This window comes from Mesorhizobium sp. RCC_202 (assembly GCF_041355295.1).
In the GTDB taxonomy this organism is placed as follows: domain Bacteria; phylum Pseudomonadota; class Alphaproteobacteria; order Rhizobiales; family Rhizobiaceae; genus Mesorhizobium.
On the sequence record NZ_JBFUPO010000002.1, the window covers coordinates 68,073 to 83,810 of the forward strand.

The following is a 15,738-nucleotide window of genomic DNA, read 5'->3' on the forward strand; positions in this document are numbered from 1 at the left end:
ATGCTGGGCAAGCTCGACTGGTCGGCCATTCCCTTCGATCAACCCATCCCGCTCGGCGCGGCCCTCGGCGTCTTTCTGGCAGCAGCCGCCGTGCTTGGCTGGATAACGGTGAAGGGCTACTGGCCCTATCTGTGGAACGAGTGGATAAGCTCCGTCGACCACAAGCGCATCGGCGTGATGTACATAGTGCTGGCGATGCTTATGCTTCTGCGTGGCTTCATCGATGCCATCATGATGCGCACGCAACAGGTGCTGGCGATCCACGGGCCGGGATACCTGCCGCCCGAGCACTATGACCAGATCTTCTCCGCGCACGGCACGATCATGATCTTCTTCGCGGCGATGCCTTTCATGATCGGCCTGATGAATTTCGCCGTGCCGCTGCAGCTTGGCATACGCGATGTGGCTTTTCCGACGCTCAATTCCGTCAGCTTCTGGCTGACAGCTTCCGGAGCCCTGCTGGTCAACATCTCGCTTGTCATCGGGGAGTTCGCGCGCACCGGCTGGCTGCCATACGCCCCCTTGTCGGAAACCACCTACTCGCCGGGCGTCGGTGTCGATTACTATCTCTGGTCGATCCAGATCTCCGGCGTGGGAACGCTGCTGACCGGCGTGAACCTGGTGACGACCATCCTCAAGATGCGTGCGCCGGGCATGGGCTACCTGCGGATGCCAATGTTCTGCTGGACCTCGCTCGCATCCAACCTGCTCATCGTCGCAGCCTTCCCGATCCTCACCGCCACGCTCGCGATGCTGACGCTGGACCGCTATCTCGGCTTCCATTTCTTCACCAACGGAGCCGGCGGAAACCAGATGATGTTCGTCAACCTGATCTGGGCCTGGGGCCATCCCGAGGTCTACATTCTGGTGCTTCCCGCCTTCGGCATCTTCTCCGAGATCTTCTCGACGTTTTCGTCAAAACCGTTGTTCGGGTACCGCTCGATGGTCGCGGCCACGATGTTCATCTGCATCGTCTCGTTCATGGTCTGGCTGCATCACTTCTTCACCATGGGCGCCGGAGCAGACGTCAACGCCGCCTTCGGCATCGCCACGTCGGTGATCGCTGTCGGCACCGGAGTGAAGATCTACAACTGGCTCTTCACCATGTATGGCGGGCGCGTGCGCTTCGACACGCCGATGCTTTGGGCACTGGCTTTCGTGACTACCTTCACAGTCGGCGGCATGACCGGCGTTCTGCTTGCCGTCCCACCGGCCGACTTCGTGCTGCACAATTCGCTTTTCCTCGTGGCGCATTTCCACAACGTCATCATTTCGGGCGTGCTGTTCGGCGCGTTCGCCGGCTTCACCTACTGGTTTCCCAAGGCGTTCGGCTTCCGCTTGCACGAAGGCTGGGGCAAGGCCGCATTCTGGGTCACCCTGGCCGGCTACATGCTGGTCTTCGTGCCACTCTATATCGTCGGTCTGCTCGGCATGACGCGGCGCCTGCAGCATATCGACGTGGATCTGTGGGCGCCGTGGCTGATGGTGGCCGCGTTCGGCGTGCTGGTGATGATCGCCGGCGCCGCACTGCAGATCATGCAACTGGCCGTTTCGATCCGACATCGCGACAAACTTCGCGATGAAACGGGCGACCCATGGGACGGGCGTTCACTGGAGTGGTCGACATCGTCCCCTCCTCCCGTCTTCAACTATGCGCGGCTGCCTAACGTCGAGGACGAAGAGCCCTACTGGAGCATCAAGCAACGGGCGAGGGAGAAGAGGCCCGATACGGATGAAGGATACGAGCCGATCGAGATGCCGCGGAACAGCCCGACAGGCTTCGTCACCGCCTTCTTCAGCACGCTGATCGGCTTCGCGCTGGTCTGGCACATATGGTGGCTGGCGATCGTCGGCTTCATCGGCGCCTACGCAACCTTCGTCGTCTTCGCTTGGCGCGATCATGGGGATTACGAGATTCCCGCCGAGGAGGTCGCGCGCATCGACGAGGGCCGCAAGGCCGCGCAATTTGCCTGGTTGCGCAGGTGGGAACGCCCGGCATGAGCGATCACACTTTACCTGGCGACTTCGGCGCAGGCACCCAGACACGAGACCCCTATCGGCTTGGTCACGGCAGTCGAAACGCCGTGCGCTCCGCGACCGGCCACGGAGAAGGCGGCCCAGCCTCGAAATTCGTTACCGTGGCGTATGGGTTCTGGATCTTTCTGCTGTCCGACATCATCATATTCTCAGCCTTCTTCGCGGCGTATGCAGTGCTTGCCAAGGCGACGGCCGGCGGATCGACCGGCAAGGATTTGTTCGAGCCCACCCGCGTTGCGGTGCAGACGGGCCTTCTGCTGACGTCGAGCTTCACCGGTGGCCTGGCAACGCTCGCGACCCAGCGCAAATCGATGGCTGCCACGCAGGCTTGGCTTCTCGTCACCGGATTGCTCGGGGCAGCCTTCCTGTTTCTGGAGGTGCAGGAGTTCGCGGCGATGATCGGCGAGCAGGCAGGGCCCTCGCGCAGCGCATTTCTGTCAGCCTTTTTTGCGCTCGTTGGCTGCCACGGCACCCATGTCGGACTCGGCCTGCTTTGGCTGGGCACGATGATGGCGCAGGTGTGGGTCAAGGGTTTTCGGCCGGATATTTTGCGGCGGCTCCACTGCTTCGGGCTTTTCTGGCACGCGCTCGACATCATCTGGGTTTCCATCTTCACCCTGGTCTATCTGTTGGGAGCATCGCCATGACCGAAATCGAGAGCAGGCCCGGCGAGACGCAGGACCGCCGCGATTCAGCGCCGGGCGAGGAACGTATAACCGAGCACGAAATGGCTGGAGGGCTTTTGGGCTATATGCTCGGCTTTGGCCTGGCCATCCTGCTCACGATTGCGTCCTTCCTGGCGGCTCAAACCAACCTGATCTACCAGCCGGCGGTGATCTCGGCCCTGGTGGTGCTCGCTGTCGCGCAGATGGGCGTGCATCTTGTTTTCTTTCTGCACCTGACCACCGGGCCGGACAACACTAACAACATCCTCGCCCTGGCCTTCGGCGTGCTGATCGTTGCGCTGGTGGTCCTGGGCTCGGTTTGGATCATGGCCCACCTGAACGAGAACATGGCCGCCATGACGGCCCATCAAGCCGGAACAATGCCTTGAGCGACTCGCGCCCTCCCACGGCACGGTCACCGAAAACCTCTTGCAGCTCACTTGGCCGGCACGAGGGCATCTTTCTTGCGCGCCGGCGGCCTCGGAGCGCCCGCCGCTTGGCAACGGTCTTCAGCGCAATCGCCGGATCCCTCGATAGCGCTCCCGTAACGGCGGTGACCGTGTCGAGCGCGACGATATCAGCGTTGATTTCATTGCCCAACTTACCGGCTGTCTCGCCGTGGTCGTCGCCGTTTCCTCCCCAGAACACGACGCCCACCCGTATCGCCGGATTCATACGTTTTATGCGGCGCACCATGAAACGCGCATGTGTGACGGAGTTGCGGTTCAACCCGATCACGACAGCGTTCAGCCCCTTCAGCTCCAGCCGGCGAATGCCCGCCGGATGCAGATCTGCGAAACTGGCCCTCGACGTCGCCGCGCCTTGGATCAGCAAGACCTGCGCAGCATCGCGGCGGCCGCGTCGTCGAATTCGCCGCGCCTGCCGGCACAAAGCACGGCCATGCCGGTGCCGTCCGGGAGCTCTATGTCCTGTCCGGCTTCCGCGTCGATTGCCTTCTCCTTCTCCGAGCCGGATGCATCGCCCGCGGAGAGATCGTCCTCCTCCGCTTCCTCGTGAGCGTTGTCGTCAAGATTGGCGACCAATGTCTAGGCGCTGGCAGCCAGCTGCCGCAGTTGGTGATCATCCATCACACCCCCTGACCCGGTCCTGTTCGCCGAGGAACCGCGACCTTGCCGTAGAACTCGACCAGATATTGTTCCTCAAGAATTTCCTCGGCGTGGTCCGTGGCTTCTCCTGGATCACCGGCCAGCAGGCGCTGATACAGCTGGGCATGCGGTTCGAGCACCGATTCGTTGCCGAACAGGACGTCGAGGAACTCGAACTGCGTCATATGCCTGCCCAGCACGACGAGACAGACCGTGAGCGGAGTCGACAAGACCGAGAGGTCCCCAGAGCCAGGTCCAGAAAATCGCTGCCACGATGACGGCCAAGTGAGAGAGCCCGGTGCGCGATCCGTAGAGCCAAGGTTCGATGACATTGCCGGTGACGAGTTCCATGATCACGAACAGCGCGGCTGTCCACAATACCAGCGACCATCCGGGCGCCACGACAGGGCAAGGAACAAGGGCAGCAGAGCACCGATGATAGGACCGATATAGGGAATGAAGCGCAGCGCTAACGCCAGCAACCCCCCACAACAGTGCATTGGGGATCCCAAGGACCCACAATCCGATTGAGATGGGGGCGGCATACAAGATGTTCACGACCAGTTGCATGAGCAGATAGCGACCGAGCCGTTTGCCGGCGTCCTGGAGCGCTTCGGTGGTTCTGTGAAGGTTTCCGTAGCCGACCAACCGTATGAAGCGATCGCGAAGGTCCTCGCGCTCGGGCAGCATGAAAATGACGACGACAATGATGAGCCCCGCCGACGCCAGGGGACTGATAAGCGGTGCGAGCAGGTTTTGCAGGATCTCGAGCGGCCTTTCGCGTGACACGATCTCAACGGGAACCGGTTCGCGTTGGGGCTGGCTGGCTGCTGGCTGCGAGGGCTAACGCTTGTTAATCTCCTGGCCGACGCGCTCGATCACTCCGGTCAACCTGGCGATGATGCCGCTGCCACGCCGGTTTTTTGCCGAGATGTTTCCGGCGGTGACCCAGAAAGAGCGGATGCCAACCGCTGAATTGCCTGGTGACGAGCCCAACTTCCCACACGATCTGGAGCCGGTAATCCGCCCGTATCCTCCACATGAGGCGTCGTCGCAAGGCGCCGTTGACTGCAGCCGAATTCCCAAGCATGCCGCACCGGGCGCACGGTGATGTCGCGCGTTCCCGCGACCATGAGATCGCCGATCGCCGCGGTTCGGTCAAGTCACGTCACTCGACTGGGCGGCGCGCACGGCGCCAAGTGCCAGGCGGACTGCATCGGCGTCCGAGGCCTGGAGTGATCGCCTGAAAATTAAGCGGCCGTTTCGATATTCCAACCCCAGCGCCTTCCTATCACGCCATTGGGCCGCCGCTGGCTTTTTGCGCAAGGTGATGGCGATGGCTTCGGGACCTACGTCGACTCTGCCGACACCCAGTTTCGACGCTGCTATTCGCAACCTGGCGAGCTCCAGCAAAACGGCTACTTCGCCAGGCATGTCGCCAAAGCGGTCCTCGAGTTCTTCGCCGAATGCATCGATGTCCGGCTCCGAACGCATACGAGAGAGCCGTGCAAAGAGGCCAACACGCACCGTAGGCTCGTTGACATAGCTCTCGGGAAAGGCCCCTTTTTCCGGGCCAGCGATGTCGGCAAGTTGCTTGTCGAGGTCGGCCCGTCCTACAGCCGCCGAAACCGCCCGCTCCAGCAAGTGCTCATAGAGGCCCGCTCCGATCAGCTTCATATGGCCGGCCTGATCCTCGCCGAAGAGATCTCCGGCCCCGCGCAGGTCGAGGTCCTTTTGACTGATTGCCAGGCCGGAGCCAAGCCGATCAAGCGCAAGCATCGTCGAAAGTCTGGCTCTGGTGCCGTCGGCCAGTTCGACGCCGGGCTCGGTTAGGAGGAACGCAATGGCCTGCACCGCTCCTCTGCCGACCCGACCCCGAAGCTGGTGCAACTGCGCCAGACCGAACCGATCCGCTCGCCACACAATGATCGTGTTGGCCCGGGGCACATCCAGCCCGCTCTCGATGATGTCGGTGCTCAACAAGATGTCGCCATCACCGTCGGCGAACCCGACCATGACTTCGTCCAGCTGCCGCCCCTTCATTTCACCATGCGCCGTCTTGACCCCGAGTTCCGGGACCAGCCTGTTCAGCTGGTCACGGACCGGAGCGATGTCCTCGATGCGCGGGACCACGAAGAAGCTCTGTCCACCCCTGTTGAACTCACGAAAAAGGGCAGCGCGCACAGATGCTGGATCGAACGCCGCCAGGATCGTGCGAACAGGGCGCCTTTTGGCGGGCGGAGAGTTTAGGACGCTGACGTCCTGGATGCCCGACAAGGCCGATTGCAGCGTCCGCGGTATCGGCGTGGCGCTCATGCTCAGCGTATGAAGGCACGGCGCCATGTTCCGCAGGGCCCGCTTCAACTTGACACCGAACCGGTGCTCCTCGTCGATCACCAGCAGTCCAAGATTGGCGAAGTTGACGCTCCTGGACGCCAAGGCCTGAGTACCCACGACGACCGCAACCTCGCCGCTCCGCAGGCCCTCTTTTGCCGCTCTTGCCTCCGCTGCCCCGACCATCCTTGAAAGGTGGCCGACCTGGAGGCCCGTTCCCGCGAAGCGGCGGCTGAACGTCTCATGGTGCTGGCGTGCCAGCACCGTTGTCGGCGCTATGACCGCAACCTGTTTCCCACAGAGAGCGGCGGCGGCGCAAGCACGCAGCGCCACCTCCGTCTTGCCGAAGCCGACGTCGCCGCAGACGAGCCGGTTCATTGTTCTCCCCGACGAAAGATCGTCGAGCACAGCGCGGATGGCGGCAGCCTGGTCCGGAGTCTCGGTATAGGGAAATTTCGCGGCAAACCGGGCCAAGTCCGTGCGGGACGGCTTGATGATCTCGGCATCCTGGCTGGACCTTGCCTCGGCAAGGGCCAACAGGCGCTTGGCCAGCCTGCCGATCTCGCGCAACGCAGCTTCGCGTCGCCTGGGCCAGCCCTCGCCATCGAGGCGATCAAGCGACACCGCGTCCGGTTCCGAACCGTAGCGCCATATTCGTCCAAACTCGTCGACCGGAACCAGCAAGGAAGCCCCGCCATTGTATTCCAGCCTGACGACATCCTGTTTTTGGCCCGCCACCTCGACCTGTTCGACCGCCACGAGCACGCCCACGCCATGATCTTCATGAACGACGACGTCGCCGATGCGCAACTCGGGTTCGAGCATGGCTGTGGCCGCGCTCCCGTTCCCCTTGAAGGCGGGACCAAACAGGTCGGTCGCGGCCACCACCGCGATACCGGTTCGGGCGTCGACAAACCCTCCATCGAGGATGAATTCAGCCTTGAGAAGAGAGCCCCTGGCGGCCGAAAGAATTTGCGGCAAATCGGCCGCGTCCTCTGCCCGCCGGTTCAGCATCCTGTCGAGCAGGCGATCTGCCCGCTGCAGTTCGGAGGCATTGCCGGTGAACACCACGCAGGCCCCGCCTCCCGTCTGCGCTGTCACGAATTCCGCGAATTCATGCCCGGGTCGGGCCTGGCGAAAGAATTTGGGAACTCGAACGGCGGAAACGGCAAGTCTCGTGCAGTTGCGGTTGCGCACGGCAGCATCCCACGCTTCACGCGACAGGTAAAACTGTTCTCGCAAAGGTTTTTCCCTTCCGGCAGCCTCCTGCCTGGCACGGCGTGCATCCTCAACCAGATCCAGAATTCTGCCGAGCGGGTGGCCGTCTAGTCTTTCAAGGAAGGAGATAGAGGCGCCGGATGCCGCATCGAAGGCAGATGGCATATCGCCATACAAGGCGACGAGGCGTTCTTCCATCGACGTTGCGCGCATGGCTGCAAACTCGGGGTGGTCCCCGGCTTCAAAAATCAGCTCGGATGCCGGCCGGACGGTAATCGAATCAAGCATCTGTTCACTGAGCTGGCTCGCCGGATCGTAAGTCTTGAGTTCGCGTATGCAGGTGTCCGGACCGATGGCGATACGAACGGGAGCCTCCGCGCCGGCGGGAAAAATATCCATGAGGTCGCCCCTAAAAGCTATTTCACCCGGTTCATCTACCCTCTCGTCGACGACATAGCCGATCGCTTCGGACCTGGTTCTGAAATCGTCTCGGTCGAACTTTTGTCCCACCTCCAGAGTTGTGAAACCGCCGGCAATGACCGGCACGGGGGGCACCCGCTGCAGACTGGCTTCGATCGACATGACCGCGATGCGCGGGCGATCGGGCTTGGTTGCGATCTCACGCACCGCACGAAGCCGCCGCCCCATATTGGCGCGTGTGGGCCACACCCTGTCGTAAGGCAGGCAATCCCAGGACGGCAGCAAGATGATGTCCGTTTGGGGCAGGAACTGACGCAAAGCCCCGGCGATCTCCTCGGCACTGCGTTCCGAGGCAGCTATATGGACGAGGTGCCTGTCCGGACTGGACTCCAGGCAGCCGGCCAGTGCCGCCGCAACTGCTGAAGATGGCGGGTCGCCGTGCTCTGTCGCGAAGCCGCTGTCATCCGTGTGACCGATCCGTTCGACATCCGACCGCGAAATATGCCTGTTCACTAAATCTCACCTCGCCCACCCGGGAGAACGTCAGCGGGGCTACCTCGTTCCTGGCGACGCGCATTAAAGTGTTCAGGTCTGGACACGAGGTGCGGCTTGAAACGGGGCGAGCGATGGGATCAAGGCCGTGCCGCGATCGGCGCGTTTCAGAGGCCGGCTCCCCAGCGGGACGATTTCGAGCCGAGCCCTTTTAGGCATGCACTGCTGCCTGGGACTGCCTGTGGCTGAAAACTGGTGGTTTCGATCACCCGGAATCTTCGATCACGCTCGACGTCGGCGGAAAGCCCCATGTGTGGAACCATGCCGCGAGACGGCGCCCTCTGCCACCGTGCATATGGCTGCATGCCGAGATGACGACCACCACGCGACGGCATCGGTTCGGAACCCGTTACCGGCTAACCGGAACTTTTGGCGCGAATAATAGTTCGATCAGCAACATCAGCTAGGTAATCAGTTTGTCTCCCACCTCATCCTCGGACGTGCTCATTCGCAAGCTTCAGACCATCTCGGAAATCCGGGAGGCTGACGTCGACGTTCTAAAAGGCATTCCGATCCAGGAGAAAGATTTTTCGGCCAATCACGATCTGGTGCGTGAGGGGGACCGTCCTGTCTACTCGTTTGTCGTTCTGGACGGCTTGGTTGGTTCCACCAAGCACACAGGCGACGGCAAGCGACAGATCACATCCTTTTTCGTGGCCGGCGACATTCCGGATCTGCACGGGCTGCATCTATCGGTCATGGATTGTAATATTTCGTCTCTTACGCCGGCCCGAATAGGTTTCATACGGCACGACGCCATACGCACCATTTGCAACCAGCATCCTCGCATTGCCACGGCGTTCTGGCGCTCGACGCTGATCGATGCCGCGATTTACAGGGAGTGGGTCACCAATGTGGGAAGACGCGAGGCCTATACCCGCATGGCCCATATTCTGTGCGAACTGATTTTTCGCTTGCGCTCGGTCGGGCGCATTCAGGATCACGTGGCGGATCTTCCCATCACACAGGCGGCCCTTGGCGATGCATTGGGTTTGTCCACGGTCCACGTCAACCGGATGCTCCAGGAACTACGCCATAAGGGCCTTATCGCCACGACAGGATCAAAAGTGCATGCACGCGACTGGGCCGGCCTCGTTCACGCAGGGGATTTCGACACAACCTACCTGCATCAACGGAACCCCGGGGATCAGCACTGACGGAAGCCGTCCGATGGCACGATTTTACTTTGACAGCGGCGATCGCGATCTGTTCTTCGAGGATGAGATAGGTGTCGAATGTGCCGGCCTCGACGAGGTGCGCCGCGCCGGATTCGAAGGCCTTATCGACCTGACGAGAGAGTCACTGAAGAGCATCGACGGGCAGCAATTGTTCATCGAGGTGCGAGATGAAAACGGTGACAAGATTTTGCGGCTGAGCCTCTCGCTTCAGGTCAAATTGATGAAATAGCTTTGGTGATGCAGGACAGGTGATCAGCTCGTCACCAAGCCGTGCACGATCTTTGCGATGCACTTCTCAAGCCAGAAGATCTACTGGAACCCTGGTGCCATAAGATGCTTTGGCTGCCTTTCGCGAACCGGGCGCTGCAAACAGCCGGTTCCTTTAATCTATGTAAGTGCGCCGGATCGGCGACCGCTTTAATGACTACGTCCGTGCCGAGGACAACACCTTCGATACGCACGCTGTCGATCAGCATTTGTCGGCTGACCAGTTCGAACACCAGCCTGGAGCAATCATGGCCCTTGTCGCGTCTTGGACCCGTCATCCCACCACATCGGACCGGCATGGGAGGGCCACCCCTCGGGAGAACCGGCGCAATGGCTGAACACCGCCGGCAGCCGGAACTCTTCGATCCAGACACTCAGAAGCAGATACAGCCCTCGACGCAATCTGCCCGCTCGTCTCCATCAGGTGATGCCGCACAAACGAATCTGGTCGACCTTGTTCCAGCATTGAGGGCGTTCGCACGCTCGCTCCGCGGCAGCCTTGAGGAAGCCGACGACCTTGTCCGCGAGACACTGATCAAAGGGATGGCGGGTCTCTATGACATTGAGGAATCCCATGTAAAGCCGTGGCTCTTTGCAACCATGCGCACGACCTATTTGGCCAAGCTCGGAGATGCGGCCTCTCAACACGACAGGACGTCGGGCTGCTTATCGCAATCCTTGGCTGGCAACGCGCAGGCAGGGACTCGGGACGGGCGAGAGATGGCTCGTGCCATGGACCGCCTGCCTGCCCCGGAACGTCACGCCGCGGTTCTGGTTTGCATGATCGGACTGTCGTACGAGGACGCTGCCGCCATTTGTGATTGCGACGCAACCACGATCAAGGGCCGGATACAGGATGCAAGGACAAGACTGGCCGCCATGCTCGATACAAGCACCACATCGAGCAAGCCGAATTGACCTCAGCCAGGCCGGGTGGTTATCCCTGCCCTCGGCAGGCGCTATTTCCATTGGCAGGCACGTCGGGCGGCCAGTAATCGTATAGCGTGCGGACTGTTATTCGACTCCCCGGTTTGTGCGCACGACCGGGGAACCATCGGAGACCGGCCGAGTTCGAGCCACGACAAGTTCGGGTGCTCGACATGGAAGAAATCGGCAAGGCACAACAGAAGGTCATAGCCCTTCGCATTCGTCAGTGGATTTCATCGGATGCCAGCCGTCGCCAGTTGCTGGATCTGCCAACCGGTGCGGACATGCCGAGCGAGCATCGGTCATTGCTGGACGAACTCGACCGAAAGCTTAGCCAATGAGAGCGCCTGCTTCAGGAGAGCTGCCAAGAGCATTGTTTGCGAGGCACCTTTTTCTTTGAAGCTCTTGGAACCGCAATTCCACGTGCCGGTACCTGTAATCTCCGACCATGGATCCCGAAATGAAGCGAAAAGCAGACAAAGCGAGCCGGGTGGCCAAGGGACAGGAACTTGAAGTCGAACATGTGGTCGAGGTCACCGACATTGATCCAAAGCAGGCGCGAACACTTCTGCGCCGACATGGCGCCGATTGGCCGAAGCTCAAGGACGAGGCCGAAGACCTGAAGAAAGAAGACTAGCGGTTACCTTCCCAGCGGTTGTCGAGCAAGCTGTTCGAGTTCGTCCTCGTCCGTTATCCCAGCCTGGTAGTAGGCCAGGATGCGCGATGCCCGCCGTTCTCTCTCGGTCTTGGTCTCGTTTTTGAGATCGCTGCGTGCGAGGACGCGGCTCAACACGGCAAGCTCTGATGGGGTGAAGGCGTCTCTATGCATCGCATCTCAAATCCCACGTGCCCGCCTCGGGAGGGGGGCCGAGGCGGGCTGAAGCTGTGGGGTTCCAGCCTCCGATGCCGGACAACAAGGGATTGTGCAACAAGGATGTCCAGCGCCGCCCAACGTTCGACGGCAAAGAATGTTCCATCGGGTTGACGTGGGGCCCGAATAAAAGCACCCGATTGGTCAAGAGCCCGCCGAGCTTCGGGATCCGTGCTCTATGGGATACGCAATGCAAAGACTTCACGTTGCTCGCATATGGCGAGGTGAACAGTCGAGCCGGGGCCCGACTCCTGGATGTGGGGTCCTGGGCCTTGCTGCCCGTTCAAAAGTTGAGAAACGGCAGTATGATCCGCTCACTAAGAAGGACTTGGTGATCATTATACTGTTGCGAACACCTTCCGCTCCCCAATATAGTGCGCTGTCACCACTGATGTAGACAACCAGGATGTTCGAGTTGGAACTCCGCAAGTGCCGAGCGACCTCCCATCCCGATTTTCCTGGCTCCAAACGAACATCCGTGGCCTTGAACTTGGTTGGATCGGGCGCGAAAGCGGACAGCGCCTCTGCGGCATTTCGGACGCCGACGACCTGAAAACCGCTTCCTCCAAAGCTGACTCAAGGTCGAGTATCGCCTCGTCTTCGACGATCAGAACAGCACCTTCGCTCATCCGGCATCTTCCCAAGTCGCCACCGCTACTACGCACCGGCGCCGGCCGGATTGAAATCCGAACTTCAGCCCGAGCGTATGACGCCAGGTTCTTCCGTTTCTTTGGACTGCTCCGAATTCTCCGACGCGGCGATCAGATCCTGGAAGCCAAGGGAGGCAACGAGATAACCCGCGTCATCGTAAACTTTCGCCACCCAACTGGTCGGGTCCGCGCCATCGGCAATTCCGTCAAGCATGGCCTCCTTGGCAGCGCGCTTCGCCTCCCTGACAGCCTCACCCCGATCGGCCATGTCGGCAAAGATTGCAGGCTTGGGCATGCCTTCGATGAACTCGAAGCGAAATTTCGGCATTGATCCTTCCTGTCGGCGGTTCCAGCGGATCGGCCATTGCTGACAAGTCGAGGCTCAACGCGTGCGTCTCGAAAAGGATGCAGCGGATCCTGCAAGCCTGAACCTCGACGTCAGGCAGCGCTGCTGCCCTCCATTTTCCAATCGCCTTGCCAACGTGCGCGCACGGCAATCATCAGCATGGCCGCTTCCGTCATCCCGGTCTGGAAAAGCCTGACCAGTTCTCTGGCGATGGAATGCGCCGCCGCGCTGTCCGGCAGAATAGAAAATTCATCGCACATCGCGTCAAAAACCGCGCGAAGGGTGTTCAGATCATTCGGGTAGAGAGCTTCCGTGTTGGTGCGAATGGGTCGATCGAGCATCAAGCGTCTCCAAACGAGCGAGGGGGCGATGGCCGCTCCCGAAGCAGCGGAGCTCGTCGCATGCCCGCTGACCCGCAGTTTATGCGGCACGTCGCACCACATGTCATTAAACTATGATGTACCGGAACAAGGGTTCAGCCACGCAAGATCCAATTTGCACAGCCGATACCGGCCGGTCTCGCAGTGATCTGAACTGCAGGACTTCGAGCTTTTGGCGGCGGTGGGCGGCCGGATTCGCGAGATTGCTGATCCTGCCGATCTGGCCGTCGCAGCCGCGGAACTGCTGGGCAACCGTTTTGGCGTCAGCCGAGCCGGATACGGCACCATTGATCTTGAAAACGAAACAATCATCATCGACAAGGATTGCGAGGCGCCAGGCATCAAAAGCGTTGTCTGGGACGCTGAGTTTCAAGAACTACGGCTCGTACTTCGGGGACTTGAAGCGAGGCGACACCTGCTTTCAAAAGCTGGCCCGCGAACCGGCCGCCATGCGGGGGCCCTAAGAGCCCATCAGCGCCCAAGTGTAGCCGGTGGTGTAGAGCACCTTTGGCGACGGGTGCATCCTCTTGAGCCGGTCCACCAGCTCTCGGCCCGACATCTCCGGCATGACCACGTCCGTGAACAGAACTTAAGGCACTTGCCCGCTTTCGGTGGCCGCCAGAGCGTCCGGCGGCCCTTGTTTTTCCACAAGCAAGATCGCGCTTCAGCTGACGGAGGCCGAGCGCTCGCAACAGAATCCAGCTCTTGTCCAGCGGACCACCCGCGGTCTCCAGCCTTTGCCCTTGAGGTCCGCCAGAGTTCGAATGGGCGAGCCTTGTGGCAGTTCCAGTGTGCCGACGGCACGAGAATAGGGGTAAAAGACCAGATCGGCGCCTTCGCGCGCTGGCGCATAGCCCACAGCCAATCCGAAACGATGACGTCGACGCTGCCCGCCAGCAATGCTGTCTTGCCCACTTCGGCGGCATTGGACACCGCATACGGAGTATCAATCGAGGCGCAGCGACCATGTTGCCGCGTGACAGCGACTTCCCAAGCAGCGGTGCCATATCCCAGCACGCCAAACCGCAAGCGCGGCTGTGGCTCTGCCGCGGCTTCCGCGGAAACAGCCAACAGCCAGCAACCAATACCTGCAAGAGTCGTCCGCCGCGAGATGCGGCCCTGTTCGTGCCGGGTCAGCCATTCGCCTGGGAGGTTCGCAGTTAGCACGGGGCGCACCGGTGTGGAGGAACTCAGCTAACGTCGTGGCGTCAGGAATGTTCCTCAACCTTGCATCGAGCGAACTCGGACCTTGGCGCTCTACTACGAGACGGCCTCGCCATGCCAGTGCCGCGGGATTGGTCAGGCGAACGGAAGGCGGATGTTGCGGCCTACGGTCCGCTCTTGGGATCATCAACCTCCAGCGCGTCCATCACAGGTGCCAGACCGCCCCCTTCGGAGCTCAGACTCTGCACCCCGGCCATCTTTATCGCTTGCTCGATTGCATCCTCGATGTTTCCGAGTTCGTCCTCTCTTACGTCGCGCCCATACCCAGCCACCTCGGCATCCTGTTCGAATTGTTGGGCAAGCACCGCGACACTAACTTCCTCTCGACCAGGAAGTGTGCCGACGTTCTCCTGTAACCAGTTTTCAAAGAACTCTCTCGTCACGCTCATCTCAGAACCCTTTCGCCACCAGATTAAGCGCGGCGGTGATTTGAAGTTCCATGATGGCTTCACTTTCCCGCCCGCGCTGTGTCCACAGCGATTGCAGCCACGACGTTGCGAGGGGGCTTGATGCGGCAGTGGCCTTTTTCGTTACGCCTCGGAGGCTCGATGCGTGTCCGTTTAGACGCCACTTGGAACAAGGTTGCTTCGCGCGGGTTGGGCGCCATGCCGAGTACTTCGAGCAAACAAGTTTTTGATGTTGCCATCGTCGGCGGCGGTCCTGCGGGGCTCGCTGCAGCCACGTATTTAGCCAGGTTCCTGCGTTCCGTGGTCTCATTCGACGCGGGGGATGCACGTGCCAAGCTAATTCCAAAATCCCATAACTGTCCCGGCTTCCCCCACGGCATCAACGGGGAAGAACTGCTCGGCCGCCAGAGAGCCCAGGCACGGCTGTATGGCGCGAGCGTGGTCGACGGTTGCGTACGCCACGCTGAAAAACGCGAGGGGCTTTTTGTTCTGACGACTACCTGCGGGATAGTCCTGGCAAGTCGCGTAATTTTGGCCACGGGCATTGTGGACAAGGCACCTCCGATTGAAGGACTGCAGCAGGCAATCGCAGCTGGCATTGTCAAACTATGTCCGGTTTGTGATGCGTATGAGGCCAGGGGTAGCCGCCTCGGCGTCGTTGGCCCGGAACATCTCGCCGTCAAGGAGGCTCTGTTCCTGAAGGAATATGGCAGTCATGTTGCCTTGCTCGCCAATTACCCGGATGATGTTTCGCAAGCTGCCCGCGACGTTGCCATGGCAGGCGGAGTTGAAATCTGGGACACCGTCGATGATGTGGTCCGCCGGCGAACCGGCTTCGATGTCGTCATGGCCGAGGGCGGTTCAGTGCGCAACATCGATATGCTGTACCCATCCATGGGCTGCGACGTACGCTCCGAACTTGCGGTTGCGCTCGGGGCTAACTGCGACGCAGAAGGCTATGTTCTGGTCAACAGACACCTTGAGACATCAACTCCAGGACTCTACGCCATCGGTGACGTGGCCGAGGGGCTCAATCAAATTGCTGTTGCGTTCGGGCACGCCGCCACGGCAGCAACTCACATTCACAACGACCTCCGCGATTGCGCCGAGCCGTCAACGAAAATTTGACGGGGGGACCCGCAGGTGCGGACGAACG

At 60.7% G+C, this 15,738-nt stretch carries 17 protein-coding genes; 9 read left to right on the top strand and 8 right to left on the bottom strand.

Features of this window, described 5'->3' with window-relative positions; translation table 11 throughout:
- The 3 genes from cyoB to cyoD are packed head-to-tail and all read left to right on the top strand — an operon-like array spanning position 1 to position 3,091.
- The gene (cyoB, locus tag AB6802_RS04535; protein ID WP_371009309.1) at positions 1-2,001 is read left to right on the top strand and encodes a cytochrome o ubiquinol oxidase subunit I; all 2,001 of its coding nucleotides are present in this window, start codon (positions 1-3) and stop codon (positions 1,999-2,001) included.
- Positions 1,998-2,684, top strand: a complete 687-nt coding sequence (locus tag AB6802_RS04540) for a cytochrome (ubi)quinol oxidase subunit III (protein ID WP_371008838.1) — start codon at positions 1,998-2,000, stop codon at positions 2,682-2,684. Before cyoB ends, AB6802_RS04540 begins: the two co-directional genes overlap by 4 nt.
- Positions 2,681-3,091 carry a cytochrome o ubiquinol oxidase subunit IV gene (cyoD, locus tag AB6802_RS04545; protein ID WP_371008839.1) on the top strand — a complete coding sequence of 137 codons (411 nt, stop codon included), beginning with the start codon at positions 2,681-2,683 and terminating at the stop codon, positions 3,089-3,091. The genes AB6802_RS04540 and cyoD overlap by 4 nt, the downstream gene beginning before the upstream one ends.
- 438 nt (positions 3,092-3,529) lie before the next feature.
- On the opposite strand, the gene AB6802_RS04550 is transcribed toward cyoD, so the two are convergent.
- The 4 genes from AB6802_RS04550 to AB6802_RS04565 all read right to left on the bottom strand — a co-directional run bounded on the left by AB6802_RS04550 (position 3,530) and on the right by AB6802_RS04565 (position 8,293).
- Positions 3,530-3,745, bottom strand: a complete 216-nt coding sequence (locus AB6802_RS04550; protein WP_371008840.1) for a hypothetical protein — start codon at positions 3,743-3,745, stop codon at positions 3,530-3,532.
- A gap of 44 nt (positions 3,746-3,789) precedes the next feature.
- Entirely contained in the window at positions 3,790-3,993 is a 204-nt protein-coding gene (locus AB6802_RS04555) for a hypothetical protein (protein WP_371009336.1), read from the bottom strand.
- Positions 3,902-4,597 carry an AI-2E family transporter gene (locus tag AB6802_RS04560; protein WP_371008841.1) on the bottom strand — a complete coding sequence of 232 codons (696 nt, stop codon included), beginning with the start codon at positions 4,595-4,597 and terminating at the stop codon, positions 3,902-3,904. The genes AB6802_RS04555 and AB6802_RS04560 overlap by 92 nt, the downstream gene beginning before the upstream one ends.
- A gap of 369 nt (positions 4,598-4,966) precedes the next feature.
- On the bottom strand, positions 4,967-8,293 hold the full coding sequence (locus AB6802_RS04565; RefSeq protein WP_371008842.1) for a DEAD/DEAH box helicase: 3,327 nt from the start codon (positions 8,291-8,293) through the stop codon (positions 4,967-4,969).
- A 455-nt stretch (positions 8,294-8,748) separates the two neighbouring features.
- Between AB6802_RS04565 and AB6802_RS04570 the strand changes: the two genes are divergently transcribed.
- The 5 genes from AB6802_RS04570 (at position 8,749) to AB6802_RS04590 (ending at position 11,341) form a co-directional block, all read left to right on the top strand.
- A complete protein-coding gene (locus tag AB6802_RS04570) occupies positions 8,749-9,489 on the top strand; it encodes a Crp/Fnr family transcriptional regulator (protein ID WP_371008843.1) in 741 nt (246 codons plus the stop codon).
- A gap of 13 nt (positions 9,490-9,502) precedes the next feature.
- Positions 9,503-9,739, top strand: coding sequence for a hypothetical protein (locus tag AB6802_RS04575; RefSeq protein ID WP_371008844.1), 237 nt, complete (start codon positions 9,503-9,505; stop codon positions 9,737-9,739).
- A gap of 368 nt (positions 9,740-10,107) precedes the next feature.
- Complete coding sequence (locus AB6802_RS04580) at positions 10,108-10,695, top strand: sigma factor-like helix-turn-helix DNA-binding protein (protein WP_371008845.1); 588 nt, start codon at positions 10,108-10,110, stop codon at positions 10,693-10,695.
- Positions 10,696-10,877: 182 nt separating this feature from the next.
- A complete protein-coding gene (locus AB6802_RS04585; RefSeq protein WP_371008846.1) occupies positions 10,878-11,045 on the top strand; it encodes a hypothetical protein in 168 nt (55 codons plus the stop codon).
- A gap of 119 nt (positions 11,046-11,164) precedes the next feature.
- Complete coding sequence (locus AB6802_RS04590; RefSeq protein ID WP_371008847.1) at positions 11,165-11,341, top strand: hypothetical protein; 177 nt, start codon at positions 11,165-11,167, stop codon at positions 11,339-11,341.
- Positions 11,342-12,268: 927 nt separating this feature from the next.
- Here the strand turns inward: AB6802_RS04590 and AB6802_RS04595 are convergent.
- The 4 genes from AB6802_RS04595 to AB6802_RS04610 all read right to left on the bottom strand — a co-directional run bounded on the left by AB6802_RS04595 (position 12,269) and on the right by AB6802_RS04610 (position 14,564).
- Positions 12,269-12,553: a hypothetical protein gene (locus tag AB6802_RS04595; protein ID WP_371008848.1), complete on the bottom strand. Its 285-nt coding sequence runs from the start codon at positions 12,551-12,553 to the stop codon at positions 12,269-12,271.
- Between the two features lie 110 nt (positions 12,554-12,663).
- Complete coding sequence (locus AB6802_RS04600; RefSeq protein WP_371008849.1) at positions 12,664-12,912, bottom strand: hypothetical protein; 249 nt, start codon at positions 12,910-12,912, stop codon at positions 12,664-12,666.
- 106 nt (positions 12,913-13,018) lie between these two features.
- Positions 13,019-13,324, bottom strand: a complete 306-nt coding sequence (locus AB6802_RS04605) for a hypothetical protein (protein ID WP_371008850.1) — start codon at positions 13,322-13,324, stop codon at positions 13,019-13,021.
- 955 nt (positions 13,325-14,279) lie between these two features.
- Positions 14,280-14,564: a hypothetical protein gene (locus AB6802_RS04610; protein WP_371008851.1), complete on the bottom strand. Its 285-nt coding sequence runs from the start codon at positions 14,562-14,564 to the stop codon at positions 14,280-14,282.
- A 159-nt stretch (positions 14,565-14,723) separates the two neighbouring features.
- Here AB6802_RS04610 and AB6802_RS04615 point away from each other — a divergent pair, with 159 nt between their 5' ends.
- Positions 14,724-15,710 carry an NAD(P)/FAD-dependent oxidoreductase gene (locus AB6802_RS04615; protein WP_371008852.1) on the top strand — a complete coding sequence of 329 codons (987 nt, stop codon included), beginning with the start codon at positions 14,724-14,726 and terminating at the stop codon, positions 15,708-15,710.
- Positions 15,711-15,738: the final 28 nt, after the last annotated feature.

What these genes read in the sequence shown, in the direction of transcription:
- cyoB (WP_371009309.1), top strand. Translation starts at nt 1, where the DNA reads ATGCTGGGCAAGCTCGACTGGTCGGCCATTCCCTTCGATCAACCCATC.
- AB6802_RS04540 (WP_371008838.1), top strand. Translation starts at nt 1,998, where the DNA reads ATGAGCGATCACACTTTACCTGGCGACTTCGGCGCAGGCACCCAGACA.
- cyoD (WP_371008839.1), top strand. Translation starts at nt 2,681, where the DNA reads ATGACCGAAATCGAGAGCAGGCCCGGCGAGACGCAGGACCGCCGCGAT.
- AB6802_RS04555 (WP_371009336.1), bottom strand. Translation starts at nt 3,993, where the DNA reads ATGACGCAGTTCGAGTTCCTCGACGTCCTGTTCGGCAACGAATCGGTG.
- AB6802_RS04575 (WP_371008844.1), top strand. Translation starts at nt 9,503, where the DNA reads ATGGCACGATTTTACTTTGACAGCGGCGATCGCGATCTGTTCTTCGAG.
- AB6802_RS04580 (WP_371008845.1), top strand. Translation starts at nt 10,108, where the DNA reads ATGGCTGAACACCGCCGGCAGCCGGAACTCTTCGATCCAGACACTCAG.
- AB6802_RS04585 (WP_371008846.1), top strand. Translation starts at nt 10,878, where the DNA reads ATGGAAGAAATCGGCAAGGCACAACAGAAGGTCATAGCCCTTCGCATT.
- AB6802_RS04590 (WP_371008847.1), top strand. Translation starts at nt 11,165, where the DNA reads ATGAAGCGAAAAGCAGACAAAGCGAGCCGGGTGGCCAAGGGACAGGAA.
- AB6802_RS04595 (WP_371008848.1), bottom strand. Translation starts at nt 12,553, where the DNA reads ATGCCGAAATTTCGCTTCGAGTTCATCGAAGGCATGCCCAAGCCTGCA.
- AB6802_RS04600 (WP_371008849.1), bottom strand. Translation starts at nt 12,912, where the DNA reads ATGCTCGATCGACCCATTCGCACCAACACGGAAGCTCTCTACCCGAAT.
- AB6802_RS04610 (WP_371008851.1), bottom strand. Translation starts at nt 14,564, where the DNA reads ATGAGCGTGACGAGAGAGTTCTTTGAAAACTGGTTACAGGAGAACGTC.
- AB6802_RS04615 (WP_371008852.1), top strand. Translation starts at nt 14,724, where the DNA reads ATGCGTGTCCGTTTAGACGCCACTTGGAACAAGGTTGCTTCGCGCGGG.